The sequence below is a fragment of the Pelotomaculum terephthalicicum JT genome (assembly GCF_022410535.1).
In the GTDB taxonomy this organism is placed as follows: Bacteria; Bacillota; Desulfotomaculia; order Desulfotomaculales; family Pelotomaculaceae; genus Pelotomaculum_D; species Pelotomaculum_D terephthalicicum.
This window is the reverse complement of sequence record NZ_JAKNBL010000011.1, coordinates 26,042-47,972: the sequence shown is the minus strand read 5'-3', so window position 1 is coordinate 47,972 and position 21,931 is coordinate 26,042. Positions and strand designations below refer to the sequence as shown.

The 21,931-nt window shown below is 49.5% G+C and carries 16 protein-coding genes; 10 read left to right on the top strand and 6 right to left on the bottom strand.

All coding sequences use genetic code 11. The features are described from left to right. Window positions 1-41 precede the first annotated feature (41 nt). From L9W92_RS08825 to L9W92_RS08785, 9 genes are all read left to right on the top strand, one after another. Window positions 42-134, top strand: coding sequence for a YqzL family protein (locus L9W92_RS08825; protein ID WP_282442325.1), 93 nt, complete (start codon window positions 42-44; stop codon window positions 132-134). 342 nt (window positions 135-476) lie between these two features. After that, entirely contained in the window at window positions 477-1,499 is a 1,023-nt protein-coding gene (pheS, locus tag L9W92_RS08820; RefSeq protein ID WP_240083387.1) for a phenylalanine--tRNA ligase subunit alpha, read from the top strand. 57 nt (window positions 1,500-1,556) lie between these two features. Next, window positions 1,557-3,977 carry a phenylalanine--tRNA ligase subunit beta gene (pheT, locus tag L9W92_RS08815; protein WP_240083386.1) on the top strand — a complete coding sequence of 807 codons (2,421 nt, stop codon included), beginning with the start codon at window positions 1,557-1,559 and terminating at the stop codon, window positions 3,975-3,977. 110 nt (window positions 3,978-4,087) lie between these two features. Then, window positions 4,088-4,348 carry a cell division protein ZapA gene (locus tag L9W92_RS08810; protein WP_240083385.1) on the top strand — a complete coding sequence of 87 codons (261 nt, stop codon included), beginning with the start codon at window positions 4,088-4,090 and terminating at the stop codon, window positions 4,346-4,348. A gap of 64 nt (window positions 4,349-4,412) precedes the next feature. Further along, window positions 4,413-6,131 carry a DNA polymerase/3'-5' exonuclease PolX gene (gene polX, locus L9W92_RS08805; protein WP_240083384.1) on the top strand — a complete coding sequence of 573 codons (1,719 nt, stop codon included), beginning with the start codon at window positions 4,413-4,415 and terminating at the stop codon, window positions 6,129-6,131. A 62-nt stretch (window positions 6,132-6,193) separates the two neighbouring features. Next, window positions 6,194-6,796, top strand: coding sequence for a DNA-3-methyladenine glycosylase (locus L9W92_RS08800; RefSeq protein ID WP_240083426.1), 603 nt, complete (start codon window positions 6,194-6,196; stop codon window positions 6,794-6,796). Between the two features lie 169 nt (window positions 6,797-6,965). Further along, window positions 6,966-7,928 carry a Nif3-like dinuclear metal center hexameric protein gene (locus L9W92_RS08795; RefSeq protein WP_240083425.1) on the top strand — a complete coding sequence of 321 codons (963 nt, stop codon included), beginning with the start codon at window positions 6,966-6,968 and terminating at the stop codon, window positions 7,926-7,928. Beyond that, a complete protein-coding gene (locus tag L9W92_RS08790) occupies window positions 7,928-10,459 on the top strand; it encodes a U32 family peptidase (protein ID WP_240083383.1) in 2,532 nt (843 codons plus the stop codon). The genes L9W92_RS08795 and L9W92_RS08790 overlap by 1 nt, the downstream gene beginning before the upstream one ends. Before the next feature lie 303 nt (window positions 10,460-10,762). Further along, window positions 10,763-13,117, top strand: a complete 2,355-nt coding sequence (locus tag L9W92_RS08785) for an endonuclease MutS2 (protein WP_240083382.1) — start codon at window positions 10,763-10,765, stop codon at window positions 13,115-13,117. A 47-nt stretch (window positions 13,118-13,164) separates the two neighbouring features. On the opposite strand, the gene L9W92_RS08780 is transcribed toward L9W92_RS08785, so the two are convergent. From L9W92_RS08780 to L9W92_RS08760, 5 genes are all read right to left on the bottom strand, one after another. Further along, window positions 13,165-13,476, bottom strand: a complete 312-nt coding sequence (locus L9W92_RS08780) for a carbohydrate-binding protein (RefSeq protein WP_240083381.1) — start codon at window positions 13,474-13,476, stop codon at window positions 13,165-13,167. A gap of 212 nt (window positions 13,477-13,688) precedes the next feature. Then, a complete protein-coding gene (locus tag L9W92_RS08775; protein ID WP_240083380.1) occupies window positions 13,689-15,356 on the bottom strand; it encodes an ABC1 kinase family protein in 1,668 nt (555 codons plus the stop codon). Window positions 15,357-15,482: 126 nt separating this feature from the next. Continuing rightward, the gene (locus L9W92_RS08770) at window positions 15,483-15,770 is read right to left on the bottom strand and encodes a phasin family protein (protein WP_240083379.1); all 288 of its coding nucleotides are present in this window, start codon (window positions 15,768-15,770) and stop codon (window positions 15,483-15,485) included. A 363-nt stretch (window positions 15,771-16,133) separates the two neighbouring features. After that, window positions 16,134-16,574 (bottom strand): type II toxin-antitoxin system HicB family antitoxin, encoded by a 441-nt coding sequence (locus L9W92_RS08765; protein ID WP_240083424.1) that lies wholly within the window; start codon window positions 16,572-16,574, stop codon window positions 16,134-16,136. A 10-nt stretch (window positions 16,575-16,584) separates the two neighbouring features. Continuing rightward, on the bottom strand, window positions 16,585-18,852 hold the full coding sequence (locus L9W92_RS08760) for a transglycosylase domain-containing protein (protein ID WP_312038078.1): 2,268 nt from the start codon (window positions 18,850-18,852) through the stop codon (window positions 16,585-16,587). Between the two features lie 656 nt (window positions 18,853-19,508). Between L9W92_RS08760 and L9W92_RS08755 the strand changes: the two genes are divergently transcribed. Continuing rightward, complete coding sequence (locus L9W92_RS08755; protein ID WP_240083377.1) at window positions 19,509-21,095, top strand: class I adenylate-forming enzyme family protein; 1,587 nt, start codon at window positions 19,509-19,511, stop codon at window positions 21,093-21,095. A 112-nt stretch (window positions 21,096-21,207) separates the two neighbouring features. On the opposite strand, the gene L9W92_RS08750 is transcribed toward L9W92_RS08755, so the two are convergent. Then, window positions 21,208-21,681 (bottom strand): hypothetical protein, encoded by a 474-nt coding sequence (locus tag L9W92_RS08750; RefSeq protein WP_240083376.1) that lies wholly within the window; start codon window positions 21,679-21,681, stop codon window positions 21,208-21,210. Window positions 21,682-21,931: the final 250 nt, after the last annotated feature.

The following is a 21,931-nucleotide window of genomic DNA, read 5'->3' as shown; positions in this document are numbered from 1 at the left end:
GTAGAAAGGTCCCCAAAAAATTGAGGAAAGGTTGTGGTTAAATGCTTTTAACCGCCGAATTTTTTTGGAGGATGTTCGAAGCGACAGGTTCGGTAAGGGCTTATATGCTTTACAGGAGGCTGGCAATTCATTAGTTTTTAATAAATTCAACAGATAAATGGTGATGAAGGGGATAAGTAGATGCCCGGTGTTCTGCAGGGAGGGTGGGTCAGTGGACTGAAAGCCCGCCTAGAATAAGGCTCATTGAAATTCACCCCGGAACTGCAACTGAACGTGTCAATAAGTAGGTGCCGCCGGAACTTCTACCGTTATATGGAAGATAGTATCGGGTTTTGTTTTGCCCCGTACCTGATAGGGTGGTTATCTCGGAAAACAATCCGTCCCTGGAGGACGGTTTTTTTATTGATGGGAGTCGCTAGAGGCGATTTTTTATTTTTAGGCGATTATTGTATAATGCGCTAAAGGAGGTTGATTTGATGGAAGAGAAGTTGCGGCGAATTGGCGCGGACGCTCTCCGGGAACTGTCGAATGCCGGCACTCTGGAAGATTTAAATGAGCTGAGGGTAAAATATCTGGGGAAAAAAGGTGAGCTAACCCAGGTGATGCGGGGCATGGGAGCGCTGAGCGCGGAGGAAAGGCCGCTTATCGGCCAGATTGCCAATGAAGTAAGGTCTTTAATAGAAAAAGAGTTGACAACAAGGACCGCGGCGCTGAAGGAAGTAGCCAGGGAGCAGCGTTTGCGGGAAGAGGGTATTGACGTAACCTTGCCCGGTTCACCACTATTGCGTGGCGGCAAACATCCGCTGACCATAGTAACTGAAGAAATCCAGAAGTTCTTTTTGGGATTGGGATATAGCATTGCCGAAGGACCGGAAATCGAGACCGATTACTACAACTTTGAGGCGCTTAACCTGCCCAAGGATCATCCGGCGCGGGACATGCAGGATACTTTCTTCATCAGTGACGACACTTTGCTGCGCACCCACACATCTCCGGTTCAGGTGCGCACCATGGAAAAAACAGTGCCGGGTTTGCCGGTGAAAGTAATTGTACCGGGCAAGGTTTACCGGCGCGACGATGACGCCACCCATTCGCCCATGTTCAATCAGGTGGAAGGTCTGGCCATTGACCGCCGGATTACCTTCAGTGATTTAAAAGGGACGCTCGACCTTTTCATGAGGGACATATTTGGGCCCAAGACAAAAACGCGTTTCCGCCCCAGTTATTTCCCTTTTACCGAACCCAGCGCGGAAGTGGATATTTCCTGCGTCATGTGCGGCGGTAAAGGCTGCCGGGTTTGCTCGCACACCGGCTGGTTGGAGATCCTGGGCAGCGGCATGGTTCATCCGCGGGTGCTGGAAGTATCCGGCTACAATTCGGAAGAGGTCACCGGTTTTGCCTTCGGACTGGGTGTGGAGCGGATTACCATGCTGAAATACGGTATTGATGACTTGCGGATTCTATTCGAAAATGACTTGCGGTTTTTGCAGCAGTTTTAATAATATTGCCGTAATGGCTGAAGCGTTTATAAGACCGATTTTAGGAGGTTTGCGACCGTGTACATATCTTATAATTGGCTAAAGGATTTCGTCGATTTTGCTCTAGCGCCGCAAGAACTTGCCGACCGGCTTACTCTCGCGGGTATTGCCGTGGAAAGTGTAACCGAATTGGGCAAGGATATTAGCGGGGTGGTAACCGGGCGGATCGAGAAAATTGACCCGCACCCCAACGCTGACAAGCTGGTAATTACCAGGGTGAATACCGGTGAAGAAAAACTGCAAATAATTACAGCGGCTACAAACGTCAAGGAAGGCGACGTCATACCGGTGGCCCTGGAAGGGGCCAAACTGGCCGGCGGATTTGTAATCAAGCGGGCTAAGCTCAGGGGGGTGGAGTCCCGCGGGATGATGTGCTCCGGGCAAGAGTTGGGCATTGACGCAAAAACTATGTCGGCTGAGCAAGCCCACGGGATTATGATCCTGCCGCCGGGAACCCCTCTCGGCCGTGACGCGAAAGAAATATTGGGTCTGAATGACTTCATTCTTGAACTTGATCTTACGCCAAACCGCGGTGACTGCCTGTCGGTAGTCGGCGTGGCGCGAGAGGTGGCCGCGCTGCTCGGGCGGCCGTTCCGGCTGGCGGAACCCTCTTTCCCGGAAACAGGGGAAAATATCAGCGGACAGGTCCGTGTGGATATTGACGCCCCCGATTTGTGCCGGCGTTACGTAGCGCGTTTAATTAAGAACGTCCGGATCGGCCGTTCGCCGTTGTGGATGCAGTCACGCCTGCGTGCCGCCGGAATGAGGCCGATTAGCAACCTTGTCGACGTGACCAACTATGTCATGCTGGAAATGGGCCAGCCCTTGCATGCTTTTGACTACGATAAGCTTGTCGACCATCATATTATCGTCCGCAGGGCTAAAGATGGTGAGAATATGGTTTCTCTCGACGAAGTCTTGCGGGAACTAAACCAGGATATGCTGGTAATCGCCGACCCGTCCGGACCGGTCGCGGTGGCGGGGGTTATGGGCGGATTGTCCACGGAAGTAACGGATAACACAACTTCGATTTTGCTGGAGTCGGCTTACTTCAACCCGGTCAGCATCAGGCGGACTTCTAAGTCGCTCGGCTTGCGCTCCGAAGCGTCCCTGCGTTTTGAAAAAGGCATTGATCTCGGCGGCTGTCTGCAGGCAATTAACCGGGCCGCGCAGCTTATTTATGACATGGACGCGGGTGATGTGGTGAATGGTGTTGTTGACAACTATATCTCACCGGTAAGCGAAAAAACAATCATGTTCAGGCCAAAACGCGCTACATACGTTCTTGGGCTGGATATCCCCAAGGAAAAGGCGTCTGATATTCTGTCCCGGCTTCAGTTTAAGGTGCAGGACGCGGGTGCGGACCTGCTGGTCACCGTACCGACTTACCGGGTTGATGTGAGCATTGAGGAAGACCTGATTGAGGAAGTAGCCAGGATTTATGGTTATCACGAGGTGCCTGCCACGTTGCCGTCCGGCTCCGCAAGTCACGGGGCTAAGACAAGGGAACAGTCGTTCCGGACAATGATTGCCGATGCCATGGCCGGTGCGGGATTTAATGAGGTGGTAACCTACAGTTTCACCAACCCCCGTGTTTTTGATCTGATGAACCTGCCTGCGGACAGCCCGTTCAGGAATACGGTGAAAATACAGAACCCGCTCAGTGAGGAGCATTCGGTAATGCGCACGATGATGCTTCCCGGGCTGCTGGAGGTACTAGCCAAAAACTTCAACCGCAGGATGCAAGAGGGAGCTGTTTTTGAACTTGGCACAATATTCACGCCTGGGCAAGAAGGCCATCCTCATGAAGAACGCCACGTACTCGCAGCCGCGGCCATGGGACGGGCGCCCGGAAACTGGAAAATGCAGCCGCGGGAATTTGACTTCTATTTCTTAAAGGGTGTGCTGGAAAGTATTTTTAGAGAATTAGGGACGGAGGATGTTAAATTTTATCCGGAAAAAGCCAATCCATCTTTCCACCCGGGCAGGACGGCCACATTGGACGCGGGGGAACGCAAAATCGGCATTATTGGCGAACTGCATCCCAGTGTTCTGGAGAGATATGATTTGCCTGAGCGGGTTGTGGCGTTTGAAATTGATTTTGAAGGGTTGTATGCTGTTTCAGGAAAGCCAAAGGTATACAATCCGCTGCCCAAGTTTCCTGGTATAGAACGGGATTTGGCGATCGTGCTGAAAAGGGAAAACCAGGCCGGGGATATTATGGAAACAATCCGAAAAACCGGCGGAAAACTGCTTAGATCTGTATCCTTATTTGATATTTACCATGGCGAGCAGGTTCCCGCAGGTTATCAGAGCATGGCTTTCGCGCTGAAGTTTCAGGCCGCGGACCGTACCCTCACTGACGCGGAAGTTAGTGAAGTGACTGCCGCCATTGCCGCCGAGTTGTCCAGCCGTTTTGGAGCCCAGCTGCGAGGTTGAAAAGCGCTATAATGTGCAAGAGCCTGTGAAAATATTTTTAAGGTGAAGGAAATTGTGGCAGCATGACGAAATAACTATTATTTATTTTGATTAACACCTGGAGGAGTTTTATGTCCGAAGAGCAGAAGTTCCGGGTTGAAGTTGAAATCTTTGGCGAGTTCTATACGCTAAAAGGCGATAGTTCCCCGGCACAGATGATGAAAGTAGCCCAGTATGTCAACCATAAAATGAAGCAACTGGCTGAACGCAACCCAAAACTGAGCAAGTCGCAAGCAGCTGTGCTTGCTGCCTTAAACATGGCGGATGAATTGCTTAAACTCCGGGAAGAATATGAAAATATGGTTAAAATGCTTGAACCTGAATCAAAATAAAACGCACTTGAACTCATGAAGTGACTTCATGAGTTTTATCTTATGCTGAAGTGGGGCGATTATCTTGCGAAATGCTGAAATAGCCCGAATATTTTATGAGTTGGCTGAATTGCATGAGTTTAAAGGGGATGATTTTTTCAAAATTCGCGCCTATCGCAACGCGGCAAAAGTGCTGGCCGGCCTAAGCGAACCTGTTGAAAAAATTAAAAAAAACCGCGGGCTGCAAAAGATCCCCGGGATTGGCAAAAATATTGCAAAAAAGATAGAGGAAATTCTATTAACCGGACGGCTGCAAAAGCACGAGGAGCTGCTGAGGGAAGTGCCTCCGGGCGTAATGGAAATAATGTCTTTGCCCGGAATCGGGCCAAAGCGAGCCTACCTGCTTCAGGAAAGACTGAACATCACCAGCCCCGAAGAGCTTGCTGAGGCGGCCCGGGCCAAGCGTGTGCGCGGCCTGCCGGGGATGGGGGTCAAGCTTGAGATGGATATTATCAGGAATGTGGAAATGATCAAAAGACGGTCGGGCAAAGTTTTACTGGCTACTGCGAGAGAGCTGGCCGCGGAGTTGACGGAATACTTAAAAATTATTCCCGGTGTGATAAAAGTGGAAGTTGGAGGCAGCATACGCCGGTGGCGGGAAACGGTAGGGGATATTGACCTGGTGGTCGCGGCTGAAGAAGCAAATGAGGTTTTTGAGGCCATGGCAAGCCATCCCCGCATCAAAGAAGTGTCGGAAAAGGCTGCAAACCGTGCCGGGTTTTATTCCTGGTGGGGTATTTATGTGGAATTGGAGGTGGTGCCGGAGGAGATGTTCTTTCCGGCGCTGCATAAGAGCACCGGAAGTAAAGCGCATTTGTCGCGCTTGCAAGAAAAATTTGGGGTGAAAGGCGTTGATTTTACCCGTTTGGTGATGGAACGGACAGGCATAATGCATGGTGAAGAAGATATATACGCTGCTCTGGGCATGCCGTACATACCTCCTGAAATCCGGGAAGACCGGGGTGAAATTGAATGCGCCCTCAAGGACAGCCTGCCACAACTGGTGAAACAGGGTGATATCGTGGGCGACTTGCATATTCACACCTCTTGGAGCGACGGTGTCGCTTCCATAGAACAAGTTGTGCAGCGGGCGAAAGAAAAAGGTTACAAGTATTTGGCTATTACCGACCACTCTCAGTCTCTCAAAATAGCAAAAGGGCTATCTCTGGAAAAGCTTAAAGAACAGCACCGTGAGATTGCCCTGCTAAATGAGAAATTTGATGAAAATAATGAAGAGTTTAGAATACTCACCGGAATAGAAGCGGATATCCTGCCCGGGGGGGAGCTGGATTGTCCTGATGAAATACTTGAAAAAACGGACCTGGTGGTGGCATCGGTCCACCGCGCTTTTAAACAGGACCGGGAAAAAATGACCGGCAGAATTATTTCAGCAATAAAAAATAAAAATGTCGACATCATCGGTCATGCGACCGGGCGCTTGCTGGGCAGGCGGGATGGATACGCTCTTGACATGGAGAGAGTATTGGATGCCGCCGCCGCTTGTGGCACGATATTGGAGATAAACTCGTCTCCGGACCGTCTGGATTTAAATGACGTAAATGCCCGTTCGGCCAAAGCTAAAGGTATTAAAATTGCCGTCAACACGGACGCCCATGACTTGAAAAGGATGGATGAAATGCCTTATGGAATCGCGGTGGCGCGCCGGGCTTGGCTGGGAGCGGGTGATATTGTCAACACGATGCCTTTGGATAAACTCCTCGCATACCTGGACAAGAAAAATTAGTAACTGCTCAGAATTCAGGAGTCAAGAGTCAGAATAAGATAAACCTACATTGGGTGCGTAGAATGTTAAATGCTTCCGGGATATTTATAAATAAGGAGATCCTGCCCCGCGCTTTTTACAACCGTGATACAACCGCAGTAGCCAGAGAACTGCTGGGCAACCTGCTCGTGCACATGTCTCCGGAAGGAATCACCGCCGGCAGGATTGTGGAAACAGAGGCTTATCTGCAAGATGACCCGGCCTGCCATGCTTCTCGCGGCATTACCCGCCGCAACCGGGTGATGTTCGGACCGCCGGGTCACGCTTATGTATATTTTATTTACGGTATGTATTACTGCTTTAATGTGGTTTCCGCCCCGGAAGGCGTAGGGGAAGCTGTTTTGATCCGGGCGCTGGAGCCGGTTGAAGGGATACAGCTGATGCGTTTGCGGAGGAAGCGGGAGAAGCTGGAGGAACTATGCGGAGGCCCGGCAAAACTGGTGCAGGCCATGGGTATAACACGCCGCCATAACGGCACAGACTTGACAGGAGGAAAGCTCGTTATTTATCAGGGGCAAAAGAAAAGTGAGCCAATCGTCGCGACAACCCGTATCGGCATTAGAGAAGGAACTGCTCTGCCGTTGAGATATTACCTGAAAGGCAGCCGGTTTATTTCTAAAAAATAAAGAGTCAGGAGTCAGAAGATAGGAAACAGAAGACGGAAGACAGGGGTAAGGAGAAGGGTAAGGAGAAGGGTAAGGAGCAGAATGAGAGAATGGTTTTTGTCTTAAAATGTTCCGACTCCTGACTACTGAATTCTGAGTATCTATTATTTGGGGACAGGGGGAAGGTAAGCTGAAAATCAGGGATATTTACGAATTGGCCGTGCAAAAGGGTATTGAAAACGACCCGCGGTCAAGGGAAGCAGTGCTTAAATTGCTGGAAAAGGAACAGAAAAATTTTAATGAGCTAAAAGAAGACGAAAAGAAAGAGTACGACCAGGACCGGTTGTTTAACCCGTACGGTGACACCAGGGTGCTCTTCGGCGAACCTGAGCATGAGGTTAATCGTGTGCTGACCGGTATCGACATGGAAGCGGCCGAAGTGCTCCTGGCCGACCGGCTTACCGCCCGGGGGCAACCGGTGGATCTGATCATCGCCCACCACCCGGAAGGAAAAGCAATGTCGGCTCTTTACCAGGTGATGAAAATACAGGAAGACGTGCTTGCCGGTTTTGGCGTGCCGATCAATGTGGCTGAAGGGATTATGGCCTCGCGTATCAGTGAGGTCAAGCGGGGGTTGTTGCCTCTGAACCATAACCGGGCGGTGGATGCCGCCAGGCTTTTGGGTATTCCTTTGATGTGCGTGCACACCGCCGCGGACAATCTGGTGCAATATTATCTGCAAAATATAATAAACGAAGAAAAGCCGGAAACCCTGGAAGAACTGATTAAGTTCATGAAAAGCATCCCTGAGTACGCCGAGGCGGTGAAGTATAACGCGGGTCCGGTTATTGTTGTCGGCGGCAAGGAAAAGCGTGCCGGCAGGATCATGGTGGATATGACCGGAGGCACGAGCGGTTCCGAAGACGCGTACGCCAAGCTGGCCGTGGCCGGCGTTGGTACGCTGGTAGTGATGCATATCGGTGAAAAACACCGCAAAGAAGCGGAGAAAAATCATATCAATGTAATCATAGCGGGACACATGGCCAGCGACTCGCTCGGGATGAACCTTTTCCTGGATGAGTTGGCGCAGCGGAGTATTGAAGTAATCCCTTGCTCCGGGCTATTAAGATATGTGCGAAGGAGTAACAGTTAATGCCGGTTAAACCGGAATTGCTCGCTCCCGCCGGCGCCTGGGAATCCCTGGTGGCGGCGGTGGAAAACGGGGCGGACGCCGTTTACCTGGGCGGCAAATCTTACAACGCCAGGGAATCTGCCGGCAACTTTGATGACGACGAGTTGATTAAAGCGGTGGAATTTGCCCATGTGCGCGGGGTTAAGGTTTATGTTGCGGTCAACACGCTTCTGGCGGATCATGAACTAACCGGCGCGGCGCAGTTTTTGCACTTCTTGCAGCGTGCCGGCGCCGACGCGGTAATCGTGCAGGACGCGGGCTTAATCAGGCTTGCCCGGCGGGTTATTCCTGAACTGCCCCTGCATGCCAGCACGCAAATGACTGTTCATAACCTGCCGGCGGCGCGGCTGTTGAAAGAAAAAGGCATCAGCAGAATCGTACTGGCCCGGGAGCTTTCCCTGGAAAACATCAAGGAAATTACCGGGTGGGGCGGGGTTGAGGTGGAATCATTCGTGCACGGCGCTTTGTGCATTTGCTACTCCGGCCAGTGCTTGTTGTCAAGCCTGATCGGCGGACGGAGCGGCAACCGGGGCCGCTGTGCCCAGCCCTGCCGTCTTAGTTATGTTCTGGTCGATGAAAAAAATCGACCGGTGGCTGAGCCGGATGCGGCGGGCGAGCACCTTTTGAGTCCCCGCGACCTCAACATGAGCCGTCACCTGCCCGATTTGCTCAATGCCGGGATCACCTCTTTAAAAATTGAAGGCCGGATGAAGAGGCCGGAATATGTCGCGACCGTAGTCAGAATTTACCGCAAGCTGCTGGACCGGGCCGCTGAAGGCGCAGGTTATGAGGTTACCCCTGAGGAGGCTGGGGAGCTGGCCCAGATATTCAACCGTGATTTTACCACCGGCTATTTTTACGGCCATCCCGGCCGGGATTTGATGAGCTACAAACGCCCGAACAACCGCGGGGTCCGGCTGGGAAGGATAAAAGGTTTCGACAGGAAACAAAAGATGGCCGAATTGTCATTGGAGAAGCCGCTGCGGCTGGGCGACGGCGTTGAAGTATGGGTTACCGAGGGAGGGCGGGCGGCCGGAGAAGTGCGCCGGATCGTCAAGGACGGAAAAAGTGTTGAACGGGCCGCCGCCGGGGATATAGTGTACCTGGATATACCCGGCCGGGTTTTTCCCGGCGACCGTGTCTTTAAAACCCATGACGCCGATCTGATTGAGCGGGCGAGAGCAACATTTGCCTCTCCCAAGGAACAGAAGAAAATACCGCTGATATTTGAGGTCTTTGCCCGTCTCAACGAGCCCTTGCTGATCAGAGTGACTGACCAGGGCGGGCTGACCGGGGAGGCGGAAACAAAGTCCCCGTGCCAGAGAGCCCTGAAGCGCCCTTTGACCCGTGCATATTTAGCGAACCAGCTTGGAAGGTTGGGGAATACCCCGTTTGCCATGACGGACTTGCGTTGCGAACTGGCGGAGCCGGTGATTGTGCCGGTAGCTGAAATCAATGAGGCGCGGCGCCGGGCGCTCGCCGTACTGGAAAAGCGCCGCATGGCCGCCGCCAGGCAAGAACCGGTTTCTGATCAAGATTTCCGCCGCCGTTTGTCCGCCGCTTTTTTTCATGAAAAAATGGCTAAGCCGGCAACTGTCGGGCTGCCTGAACTGGCTGTCGCCGTGACCGATTTGGCTTCCTTGGCGGCGGCGGTGGAAGCGGGAGCCGGAATAGTATATTTCGGCGGTGAGCAGTACCGCTCCAAAGAGCCTGTAACTCCGGAAGTTATTCAACCCGCCGGCGAGCTATGCGGGAAAGCCGGCGTTCGTTTTATATTATCGTCGCCGCGTATTTTGCAGGATAAGGAACTTGCCTGGTTTTGCCGTTTATTGGAAAAGGTGGACGCAACTCTTTTGGACGGGGTTCAGGCAGGCAACCTTGGCTTAATCACAAAGGTGGGAAAAATTACCGGCAAACCGGTATACGCAGATTTTTCACTGAACGTGTTCAACCGCGAGGCGGCTATCTTTCTAATGGAAACAGGGGTGGCCCGCGTCACCCTTTCGCCTGAGTTGACCATGGAGCAAATCCGCCGTCTGGCGCCTGCTCTGCCAGTTCCCGCTGAAGTGATTGTGCACGGGGCTTTGCCTTTGATGGTCTCCGAACATTGTGTTGCGGGCAGTCTGCTGGGCTGCGGCAACAATTGCGCCGGACCATGCGCCGGCAGGCACTGGGGGCTGAGGGACCGCAAGGGGATTGTATTTCCGTTTGAGATGGATCAGTTCTGCCGGATGCAATTATTTAATTCCCGGGATCTCTGCATTATCGAAGATATCGGGTTGCTGGCCGGAACAGGCGTGACGGTGCTTCGCATCGAAGCAAGGCGCGAAGGGGCTGAATATGTCCGCGACGTTGTGCGGGCTTACCGTTTGGCTATGAGCAAGCTGCCCGAAGCACTGGAGGATGGCGTGGAATCGCGTGCAAAAGAAGCTTTGGTCAAGTACAGCCCGGGTGGATTCACCAGGGGGCATTATTACCGTGGAGTGCTGTAGATAAACTGCCTGTTCTATTATTGATTGCACTAATACAACAGAGATATATGTGAAAGTAGTATTAATATAAGATAAAATATTAAAGTAGAATAAAATAAATAGCTTATTTGACTAATAGCAATATTGGAACACAGGAGATATTATCAATAGTTTATTAGCCAAAATTATGGCAGATAAAAGGTACCAGAATTATAGTGAAATTGACTAATTCGTTAATTGTCTACTATAAGATAAGCTGTCTAGAACATAAAAAAAATATATGCTATAATTTAGTTAACATAAATAAGCAGGAAGGCCAGGCTTATGGACCATAAAACGTTATTAAGACTTGAATATAATAAGATCAAAGAACAACTGGCCGGTTACGCTGGATCACCTCTTGGCAAAGAGCGGGTATGGGAACTGGAACCTGTTGACGACTTGGAAGCTATTCTCAGGTGGCAGGCAGAAACCAGCGAAGGACGTGAAATGCTCCGGCTGGACCCGACCGCTGAGATAAATGGTTGGCGCGATATAAGGCCACAGCTGCAAAGAGCCGGCCGCGGGGCCTTGCTCGAGCCGGAGGAGCTTACAGCAATAACCGACACCCTCGCAGCCTGCCGGATAGTAAAAAATTTTCTTGAGGAAAAACGGGAGCGTTATCCCATTCTCAGTGAACTGGGATTTGCTTTGGTCTCTTTGCCGGATCTTGAAAAAAAGATAAAACGAGCCATCCTGCCCGGCGGTGAGATCGCGGATCATGCTTCCTCCGCTTTGGCGCAAGTGCGTCGCAAGCTGTTAAACGCCCAGTTCCAAATCAAGGAGCATCTGGAGCATGTCATCCGTTCTCCGGAATACCAGAAGTATTTGCAGGACCCGATTGTCACAGTCAGGGAGGGCCGTTATGTGGTGCCCGTTAAAATCGAACACCGCAGCCAGGTGCCCGGAATCGTGCACGACCAGTCCGCCAGCGGCGCCACTCTGTTTATCGAACCGATGGCGGTAGTCGACAGGAACAATGAGATAAGGCGTTTGACGGTATTGGAAAAACAGGAAGTGTTAAAAATCCTAACCGAGTTATCGGCGGAAGTGGCCAGCAATGCCGAGGCCCTGCTCATCTCCCTGGATGCCTTGGGGGAGCTTGATTTTATTATGGCCAAGGCCAAGTACAGTGAGAAGTTGAATGCCTGGGCTCCGGCTTTTGCAGGCGAGGCGTGCATGAATATCCGGCAGGGCAGGCATCCACTGCTGCAAGGGGCGGCGGTGCCGGTAAACCTGCGGCTGGGTGAGGATTTTGACACGCTTGTCGTGACCGGTCCCAATACCGGCGGCAAGACGGTAGCTTTAAAAACCGCCGGCATTATGGTATTGATGGCTCAATCCGGATTGCACCTGCCGGCTGAGGACGGTTCAAAAATCGGGTTGTTCCGGCAAGTATTCACGGACATCGGTGACGAACAAAGCATCGAGCAGTCTCTAAGCACATTCTCCTCCCACATGGTTAACATTGTGGAAATCATCGGTAAAGCCGGCCGTGACAGTCTAGTCCTGCTTGATGAGCTGGGGGCCGGAACAGATCCGACGGAGGGGGCGGCTCTAGCCCAGTCGATTTTAGAAAAATTGCACACTGCGGGCGCTAAAACTATCGCAACTACCCACTACAACGAGTTGAAGAATTTTGCCTATACGCGGGAGCGGGTGGAAAATGCCAGCGTGGAGTTTGACGCTGTCACTTTAAGGCCCACGTACCGTCTTCTAACCGGGCGGCCCGGCCGCAGCAACGCTTTTGAAACGGCGTTGAAATTAGGGCTGCCGGAGCAACTGGTGGAGCGGGCAAGGGAATTTTTAACTGTTGAACAAATAAAGGTTGAAGAATTGATGCAGAATTTGGAGAAGGCACAACAGGAGGTAGAGGCCAGTCGCGTTGAGGCTGTTGAATCAGCTGAAAAAGCCCGGTTATTGAAAGAAAAATATGAAAAGATGGAATTTGACCTTGCCCAGAAGCGGGAGTCCATTCTGGCAAAAGCAGGGGATGAAGCAAGATCTCTGGTTAAAACCGCCAGGTTGGAAGCCGAATCAACAATTAAAGAACTGAGGGTGAAACTGGCCCGGGAAGCGGCTCATGTTAGGGAGAACGCTATTCAGGAAGCCAGGGAAAAGTTGTCGGCACTGCAAAAAAAAGTAAACAAGGCTGTGCCCGAAAAAGTTATCGCCGGCAAGGTCCCGGGGATTCTGCTCAGCGGGGAAGAAGTGTATTTGCCAAAGTTCAACCAGCACGGTGTTGTTCTGACGCCGCCCGGTCCTGAAGGCGAAGTGCAGGTGCAGGTAGGTATTATAAAAATAAATGTGCCTTTAAATGAACTGCGCCGGGTTGAAAAAAACAGACCAGGCGGGCAAAGCGAAACGGCCAGGGTGGCGCTGAACAAAGCGCAAGAGATTTCATTCGAACTTGATTTGCGGGGACTTTATGCTGAAGACGCCTTGTTTGAGGTGGAAAAGTATCTGGACGACGCTTTTTTAGCCGGGCTGGCCAAAGTACGGCTGATACACGGCAAAGGCACAGGCGCGCTGCGGATGGCTATCCACAAGCACCTCAACGGGCACCGCCGGGTGAAGTCCTTCCGCCTGGGCGAACAGGGCGAGGGCGGGTTTGGTGTCACAGTAGTCGACCTGGCATAGTAAAAGCGAACTACCAGTAAGAAACCGGGTTTAACCCCGGTTTCTCATTAACCGATATTATAGGACCAGTTGTAGCCATTATTGTTATCCCAGTTGTTTGCGCTATCGTGGAAGCAGAAAGTTAACTGCCTGTCCTCCATATTAAGCGTTTTTTTCCAGCCCTCCGCCGTGCGCTGCATCCGGTAATCATCGACAATTCTCCAGTGCATCGGATCACCAAAACCCGCGTGCAGATAAACCTCATTTGCTCCACTTTTATTTAGAAGCCCGTTATAGATAATTGTAACATCGCTGCCGTCCGGTGTAAGCGATTTAACATGAACACCGCGGGAAGAGTCTGACCAGTCGTGGTAATGCAATATCCACACCTCCTTTTTTATTGTTTGCGTTCATTCAATAAGTATTTTTTGCAAAATTTATATTACTATGAGTACCTAAAATTGTAATTAAAGTATAGGAATGCACTAATAACAAGGCCTGGCGTAACAATTTACATTTATAGTCATTGTGCCTTTGGCAACACCGGCCCGAAATGCAATCTCGTCGACGGCTATAAGGAGAATAATCAGGCTTAAAAACCACCCGAGCGCAGGATTGAAACCAGAAACCAGAAACCCAGCACCGCAACCACTAAAAATCCCGCTTCCGCTACCGGCACCTGCCCGAACAGAATACCTTCCTTCCGGGCCAGAAAAGCAGATCCGATAACCAGGCCGGTTATCACAATGCTAAAGGCCAGCCGGTTGATCATTTTGTTTACCCTGTTCAGAACTTCATCAATCTGGGGAAGCTGGTGTTTTAATTTCAACTCTCCTGCCGCAGCCAGGTCCAGCACCGTACTGACCTGTTTCGGCAAGAAGGAAAGAACATCCCCAAATTCCCGGAGGTTTTTAATCGCGGCTTTCGACAATGCTTGAGGTGAAAGCTTCTCCATAAGCAGACTTTTCCCAAACGGCTCGGCTACTTTAATTATGCTCAACTTCGGATCAAGCTCTTTCACTATCCCTTCCAGGATCAACAGTGCCTTTGCCAGCAAGGTGAATTCCGTTGACAGCCGGATGTGATATTTCAAGGCGACACTCACGATGTCGTTTAAAGATTCTGCCAGGCTAATCTGACTTAAGGGGACCTCATAATACTTTCTCTGCAATAAGTTGATATCCAGGCGCAGAAGCCTTTTGTCAACATTTTTGGGGACAACCCCCAGGTCTAAAACTGCCTTCGTTATTGCTTCGGAGCTTTTACTTACCAGTGCCGTCAGCAGTTTTACCACTTTACTTTTGGTTTCTTCCGTAAGGAGCCCAACCATGCCGAAGTCCATGAAGGCAATTTCCCCTCCGGAGAGCGCCGCCAGGTTTCCGGGGTGCGGGTCGCCATGAAAGAAACCGTCTATTAAAATCTGCTTAAATATAGCTTGGGCTAATTTCCTGGCCAATGCCGGCCGGTCCAAACCCAGGCGGTTAATTTCCTGTAGGTTATTAAGCTTTATCCCATGTACATATTCCATGGTTAAAACTTTTTTGGTAGTAAAGTCCCAGTAGACCATAGGAATGAACACACCGGGCTCGCCGGCAAAATTCTTTCTGAAAGCATCAGCGTTGCGGCCCTCGGCGTTATAATCCAGCTCTTCGTGGAGGGTCCGGTCAAACTCGCCCACCGTCTCGACAAAGCTGTACATCTCCGCCCAATTCGAACGGCTCTCGAGAAAACGCGCCACATCATATAGTATTTCGAGATCGATGTTGATGATTTTCTCAATATCCGGGCGCTGGACTTTAACCACTACCTTCTGGCCGTCGGGCAGCGCGGCCCGGTACACCTGGCCTATGGAAGCGGCGGCCAGCGGTGCGGGGTCAAACTCGGCATATATTTCCTCTAATGGCTGGTCTAATTCCCTTTCAATCTGCTGTTTGGCCGTATCAAATGCAAAAGCCGGCACCCTGTCCTGAAGTTTTCCCAATTCAATTAAATAATCCGGGGGCAGCAGGTCGGCCCTGCTGCTTAGAATTTGGCCCACTTTTATAAATGTCGGCCCCAGTTCCTCAAGTGCCAATCGTACCCTTTGGGGCATGGAAAATTGTTCTATCCGGGGCTCTTTTTTAAAAAACACTTTTCCGGGAATCGATACAAAATCCGCCAAGCCCAGGTGGTGTAGAATGTGGCCGAAACCGTGTTTTAGCAAAATATTTACAATCTCCCGGTAGCGCTGCAAATGTTTGTACCGCCTGCGCAGTTGCATAACAGCATCATCCTTCGCCTTATTTAATTCTGCCTGGCCGACCCTTTCTTTATGGGGTGAGTAAAAAATTATGAAGGGTACGGAAAACTACTACGTTCTCAGTACCCTTCCATAATCGGTAATCGGTTAACTTAATTTCTTTATTAATTCATCCAGTTTTTGTTCCAATCTTTCGATGTCCTGCCTGGTGGCCGGCCTTAGCTGCCCCGGGGAACAGCATTTCTGCTCGATTGCCGCCCGCAAGGATTCTTTCTCCGCCTTCCCCTTGTCTTCTAACTTCTGGAGCAGTTCCCTGGCTTCATCCCTGGTGGTTTCGCCTTTCTTAGCCAGCTCGTCAATAACTTTTTTAACCTTTTCCCTGCCAAGTGAGAGTGCCCCGAGTCCGGTTAGAAAGGTTTTTTCCGCTATTTGCACCTGTCTCACCCCCTTTCAATAAACCTCGCACCTACAGTTTTTCCTGCTTAATGCATTTTAACGCCTACTGCAATCCAATTCATACAAATTTTATTTCTTATACTTAAACCACTGCCTGGCCTTTAAAAAATATAGACTACTCAGTACATGTATTGTACTAAACGGTTTAAATTATAAATTTCCTTCAAACAAAAATCAAGGGTTTGCCGGATTCGCCTGCCGCTGGAACCTGCGTCTGCACCGCCCGGATAGGGGCACAAGACTAATTAAAAAAGCCGGGGTCAATACCGGCGGGAGCCTGCCCGGGCAGCATTTCCATATCATTGATTTTCGCAAGTCTTTGAGATAGTGAAAGCAGTCCGTTTAGGACTGCTTTTTATAATCACTGATACCGAAATAATTTTTTAACGCGGATTGAAGAACCTGGGACAAATTTATTTTTTCATTCTCAGCCATATCATCGAGCCACTTAGGTAATATTATAGTTTTCTTCACTATTTTATTATCAATATCTTCCCGGAAAACAGGCATCCAAACCTCAATAGGCACTGCCAGCTGGTTCGGCTTTAAGTTTAAGCTGTTTATGACCGTTGGCTCGGGAATGCGCTCACCGTCATTTTCCATGTCCAATAAGTGAAGGCCAAGAGCTTCTTTGGCGTTTTTAAATGCTTCTTCGTTAGTTTCAGCGCAAAGTAAGCAGCCGGGCAAATCAGGAAATTCGATTGAAATGCCATCATCGTAGTAATTAAAGATGGCAGGGTAGATGTAACGGTCTGGAAACACGTCAGTTCTTTCTCCTTTCATCACCTTGTGTTCAATTGTTTCCGCGATCGGTCCGGACAGTCCGGCCGTTTTGTTTTCCCGTTTGTGTTTTTATTTCGCCGGGTATTGCCGGGTTTGACGGCTTATTGCCGCCGCCGGCGCTGGCGGATGAGCCCGGCTCATGGACAGCGCATGGCTGGGTGGGCACACGCAGGTTATAATCTTCCACAAAAGAAGGAACAGAATACGGGAGCTTGATTAAAGGTTTAATAACTTTGTCCGGGCATCGTTCAGTGGGAAGTTGCCCGCTGGCTGCGCAAACTTCGACAAATACATGGATGTTGTCGCTTTCAGTCGGGACTGTTCCTTCATTGAAAAGATCGGTAACAAGACTGTCGCTGGGAGTGTTCGGTCCGGGCAAGAGTCCTGATTTGCCGTCCACAGTATATGAAACCAAGCCATCTGGGCGTTGGAAATCCTTAACCGTGACGTTGCTTAGCGCTTTGCTCATTATTTCCCGCCAGATTCCCGCCGGATAGGTGCCGCCATATGCCTGCATGGAAGTCGGTTTGTCGTACCCGATCCACACAGCCGCTACGAGCTCCCGGGTGTATCCGACAAACCAGATATCTTTACCGTCGTCGGTTGTGCCGGTTTTACCCGCCGCCGGCCGCCCTATTTGGGCGTTGGTTCCAGTGCCGCTTTGCACAACAGATTTAAGCATATCGGTAATAAGGTATGCCGTGGTGGCTTTCATAGCCTGGTGCTGCTTGGGAACGTTTTGTTCCAGGATGACTCCGTCTGCTTTTTCAACCCTGGTTATGGCGGTAGGCTCAACGTAAATTCCCTGATTGGCAAAAGCTCCGTAAGCGCTGGCCATTTGCAAAGGGGTCACCCCGTTGTATAAACCGCCCAGCGCCATGCCGGCGCCGTGTTTTTGCGGATCCAGCTGGATTCCCAACCCGGAAGCGAATTTGATGGCATCGCTGATGCCGACTTTACCCATCAATATTTTCACCGCGGCGATATTAACCGAGTTAGTCATGGCTGTGCGCAAGGTGATCAGACCCCGGTATCTCCCGTCAACATTATGCGGCTCATAAGAGCCGTAATTGACAGGAATATCGTCAACCACCGATGCGGGCCCCATCCCTTTATATTCTATTGCCGGCCCGTATACGGCAATAGGCTTGAAAGCGGAACCCGGCTGCCGTGTGGTTTGGCTGGCCCGGTTCCACTGCCTCTTCTGGGTGTGCTCGCGTCCGCCCACCAGCGCTTTTATCTCACCGGTATGCGGATCCAGGACCACTACCGCGCCCTGGGGTTGCAGCAAATTATTAGCGTCAGTCTTGGAGGACGGGAAATTGCTGTTTCTGGCCATGGCCGCTTCGGCAATTTGTTGGATATTCTGATCCAGGGAGGTGTAGACTTTCAGACCTCCCTTGAATACTTCAGTCTCTCCGTATTTTTCAATCAGCTTGTCCGTCAGATAGTCAAGGAAGTATGGATACGGGTATTGCCTTTCAGCCGGCTCCTTGGTTTCAATTTTCAACTCTGCAGCTTTGGCTTTGGCAGCTTCACTCTCACTAATAAAGTTATTCTTGGCCATACTGTCCAGCACAGTATTCCGCCTGGACAACGCCGCCTGGGGATCCAAATATGGAGAGTAGGCGCTGGGAGCCTGGGGCAGGCCGCCAAGCATGGCTGCCTCCTCCAGCTTTAAACCTCTCTTGATTTCTTTCCCAAAGTAAGTTTGAGCCGCCGCCTGGATTCCGTAAGCACCCTCACCCAGGTAAATATTGTTAAGATACATCTCTAAAATTTCGTCTTTTGTATATTGTCGCTCAACCTGCAGGGCCAGAATTAGTTCCTGTAATTTCCTTTTTAAAGTTCTTTCGTCACTGAGAAAAGAAATTTTTACCAGTTGCTGGGTTATCGTGCTGCCGCCTTCCTTAATTGAGCCTGAACTCAGGTCATTCCAGGCCGCCCGTGCGATTCCACGGAAGCTGAAGCCATGGTGCTTATAAAAACCTGGGTCTTCGATAGCCAGAAAAGCGTTCTTCACGTTGTCCGGGACATCCTTCAAATCTATAGGAACACTGTTCTTTATTCCTATCTGGGTAATTAGTTTATCGTCTTTATCATAAACCAAAGTGGATGCCGCTGACTCCAAAGAATCTGGAGTTAGTTTGGGCACGTCCCTGATGCTGGAATATACCAATCCGCATCCAACGCATCCCACAGATAATACAGCAAGACAAAATAAAAGAGAAAAAAGGCGGCGGCTATTTAGCTTTCTGCGAGTCCTTCTTTTTGCCAAAAGATCCAGACCTCCTTGCCACGGGTACTGAATAAAGGTCATGATAACCTCTTAAATATGGAATTATTACACGCTTTCTTTTTTTTGTCAACTTGTTTTCCCAAAATATATTTCACCGTCGGCGTTAACATGACACAATTTTCCTGAAATTATTTAAACCGAATGATATGATTATTAAAATAGGTCTTGCGTTTGGAAATGGCAGGTGCTAAAATGATATTAATTATGTACTGAAAAGTCTATGAAGGAGAAAAGTAAGCTGGTTGTATTCCTGCAGGGAGAGAGTGTCGTTGACTGAAAGCACTCTTAGGAAAAGGCCTGCCGAAGTTCCCTCTGGAGATGCCGGCTGAAACCGTTCGCAAACGGCCAGTAGGTTTGGACGTAATCCCAACGTTACAGGGGAGGGGGTATCGGATTAATTCCCGTACCTTACTAAAGGGCACTATGTTTTATAGGCCAACCAGGGTGGTAGACGGAAAGTTTTAGCTTCTCGTCCCTATAGGGACGAGGGGCTTTTTTATTTCAAATTAACTAATAAATAGCTTATGTTTAACGCTGTCAGAGTTAATTTAAACGAATGAGGTGAAAATAGCAAATTAAGCATTGCAAGCAAAAATGATATAGATAAACATTTTTAATAAAAACGGGGTGGAAAAATGAATTTTGCATATTTCGGCTTGATTAACGCAAAAAAATATCCCGAGCAGGAATTTTTGATTGAGCGTAATCCGGCGAAAGGCGAAAGAAGGTCTCTTACCTGGAGGGAATTTAATGAACAAACAAATAAAGTAGCTAATTATTTGAAAAATAATTTGGGCGTGAAAAAAGGTGATTTTGTCCTGCACCTGCAAATGAACAGCCTGGAGTGGTATGTCACATTTCACGCCATTTTGCGAGTAGGCGCCACAGCCGTTCCCCTAAGTTTTCGTTTTGCCAGCCAGGATATCATGCACGCGGCCAAGGCTTGCGGGCCGGTGGCTTTCATTCTGGCCGACGGTTTTCTCTCAAAGGTTCAACCGATACAGGAAGAAATGAAAACCATAAAGAATTATATCTGTATCGGCAAACAATCTCCCGCCGATATGATCGCTTATGACAGTATTATTCAAAGCGCCGGCGCTGAGGATATTCTTGTCGAGGTGGACGATGCGGCCCCGGCGGAGTTGATGTTTACCTCGGGTACAACCGGACCGCCAAAACCTGTGTGCCAGGCGCACAAGACTTTATATGAAATAGGTGTCGGCAACGCCCTTACTTATGATGAAGGTAAAGAAACAGTATATTTGGCGCCGCAACCTTTTTATCACAGCGGCAGTTTCTTCCTTTCCTTCCCTTGCTACCTTGCCGGTGGAAAAATTGTTATTTTGAACGGCCTGCAGCCCAAATGGCTCCTTGATTGCATAGTGGAAGAAAAGGTTAATAACAGTTGGATTACGGTACCGACCATGTCAGACGCGGTAAATGCGATAAAAAAAGGTGAGATCAATATTGCGGAATATGATTTCTCACACTTTACAGGCTCTTTGGTAATTGGCGCGCAGCCTGTTCCTCCTTCCTTGCTGCATGATCTTAAAAAGATATTCCCGTTTAAAACAGGAAACATCTATGGCATTACTGAAGGCGGCGGAGGAGGGAGCATTAATTTATACGACGAAGATGTTTTGAGGAAACCGGGGTCGATTGGAAAACCCACTTTTTACATGGAAGCCCGCGCGGTTGACGATAACGGAAATGATGTTCCGCTCGGCGAGGTGGGGGAACTGATTCTGAAAGGCTCCAGGATAATGAAGGAATATTACTCCAACCCTAAGATGACCGCGAAAACCATTAAAGACGGCTGGCTTTATACCGGCGACCTGGTAAGAATTGATGAGGAAGGTTATTTTTATATTGTCGACAGGAAGAAAGATCTGATTATCAGGGGCGGCGAAAATATTTTTCCGGTAGAAATCGAAGCGGTGTTGTTCAGCCACCCGAAAATTCAGGATGTGGCGATTATTGGTTATCCGCACGAGCGTCTGGTAGAAATCGCCATGGCTATCGTAACCATAAAAGATGGGGAGACCATGACCGAGTCGGAAGTTATAGAACACTGCAAGAACGCGGGCCTGGCAAAATTTAAATGGCCTGAAAAAGTCGTCTTTGATATGGTGCTGCGTAACCCGACAGGGAAAATCGACAAGCCGAAACTGCGCGAAAAATATATTGGGAAGAGGGAAATAACTATTAACGGTAAAATATAATTCAGGCATTCCCGCAACAAAATACTCCAGAGGCCATCCCAGCTTCTGGAGTATTTTTATATTCAGACGCCCGCTGAAACCCCGAAGTTAAGTGGAAACTAAACTAGTTCACTTAAAATTGACTGTGATAGCTGTACATTTGATTGCTTTGGCCACCCATTGACGGCTGTCCTAACTGGCTCTGGCCTTGCTGTCCGACCATTTGATTCAGTTGATACTGTACACTGTCTATTGCTTGATTCATTTTAGAAAGGGCGCCTGTTGACTGAAGGTATTGCATTCCTTGATTTAAAATTGTAATTGCCTGCTCAATATTTTGCTTCAGCTGTTGCTGAGTATATTGCTGTTCTTGCAGTGCTTGGTCCCTAAATTGTTGTATTTGCTGAAAAAGCTGAGTAATCTGCGGCTGCACTGGTTGCATAGCCATCGTCTGAATCCCCACGGATTGTATTCCTGCCGGCTGAGTTCCCATAGGCTGATACTGAAATCTGTTCGGCTGTCCATACTGGTATGAATGATTACTATTCGGCTCTTGCCCGATTTCCATGTCCGTTGATTTCCTTGTTACGCTATCTTTTTTATGCATTAAAAATCTCTCCTTTTAACCGATAATTATTTTCTGCATTAGTTTGTCCCTGTTTAGTATTTTTATGCCGCCGAACATGATTGTAATTTTGGTTAAAACAATATTTTTTGAAAAATTTTCTTATTTTTCAGCCGAGGAGCTATCATAGGTTCCTTGGCTTTTTAGTACTGACAAATCGCCGTAATAGATGAAAAAGAAATAGCTAAAACTATTGTCATGTGACGTTCGGTACCTGCCGGTGGCATTGAGG

Excerpts from the sequence above, each read along its gene's own strand:
- L9W92_RS08750 (WP_240083376.1), bottom strand. The coding sequence starts at position 21,681 with ATGCATAAAAAAGATAGCGTAACAAGGAAATCAACGGACATGGAAATC.
- L9W92_RS08810 (WP_240083385.1), top strand. The coding sequence starts at position 4,088 with ATGTCCGAAGAGCAGAAGTTCCGGGTTGAAGTTGAAATCTTTGGCGAG.
- L9W92_RS08785 (WP_240083382.1), top strand. The coding sequence starts at position 10,763 with ATGGACCATAAAACGTTATTAAGACTTGAATATAATAAGATCAAAGAA.
- L9W92_RS08755 (WP_240083377.1), top strand. The coding sequence starts at position 19,509 with ATGAATTTTGCATATTTCGGCTTGATTAACGCAAAAAAATATCCCGAG.
- L9W92_RS08765 (WP_240083424.1), bottom strand. The coding sequence starts at position 16,574 with ATGAAAGGAGAAAGAACTGACGTGTTTCCAGACCGTTACATCTACCCT.
- L9W92_RS08825 (WP_282442325.1), top strand. The coding sequence starts at position 42 with ATGCTTTTAACCGCCGAATTTTTTTGGAGGATGTTCGAAGCGACAGGT.
- L9W92_RS08775 (WP_240083380.1), bottom strand. The coding sequence starts at position 15,356 with ATGCAACTGCGCAGGCGGTACAAACATTTGCAGCGCTACCGGGAGATT.
- pheS (WP_240083387.1), top strand. The coding sequence starts at position 477 with ATGGAAGAGAAGTTGCGGCGAATTGGCGCGGACGCTCTCCGGGAACTG.
- L9W92_RS08790 (WP_240083383.1), top strand. The coding sequence starts at position 7,928 with ATGCCGGTTAAACCGGAATTGCTCGCTCCCGCCGGCGCCTGGGAATCC.
- L9W92_RS08800 (WP_240083426.1), top strand. The coding sequence starts at position 6,194 with ATGTTAAATGCTTCCGGGATATTTATAAATAAGGAGATCCTGCCCCGC.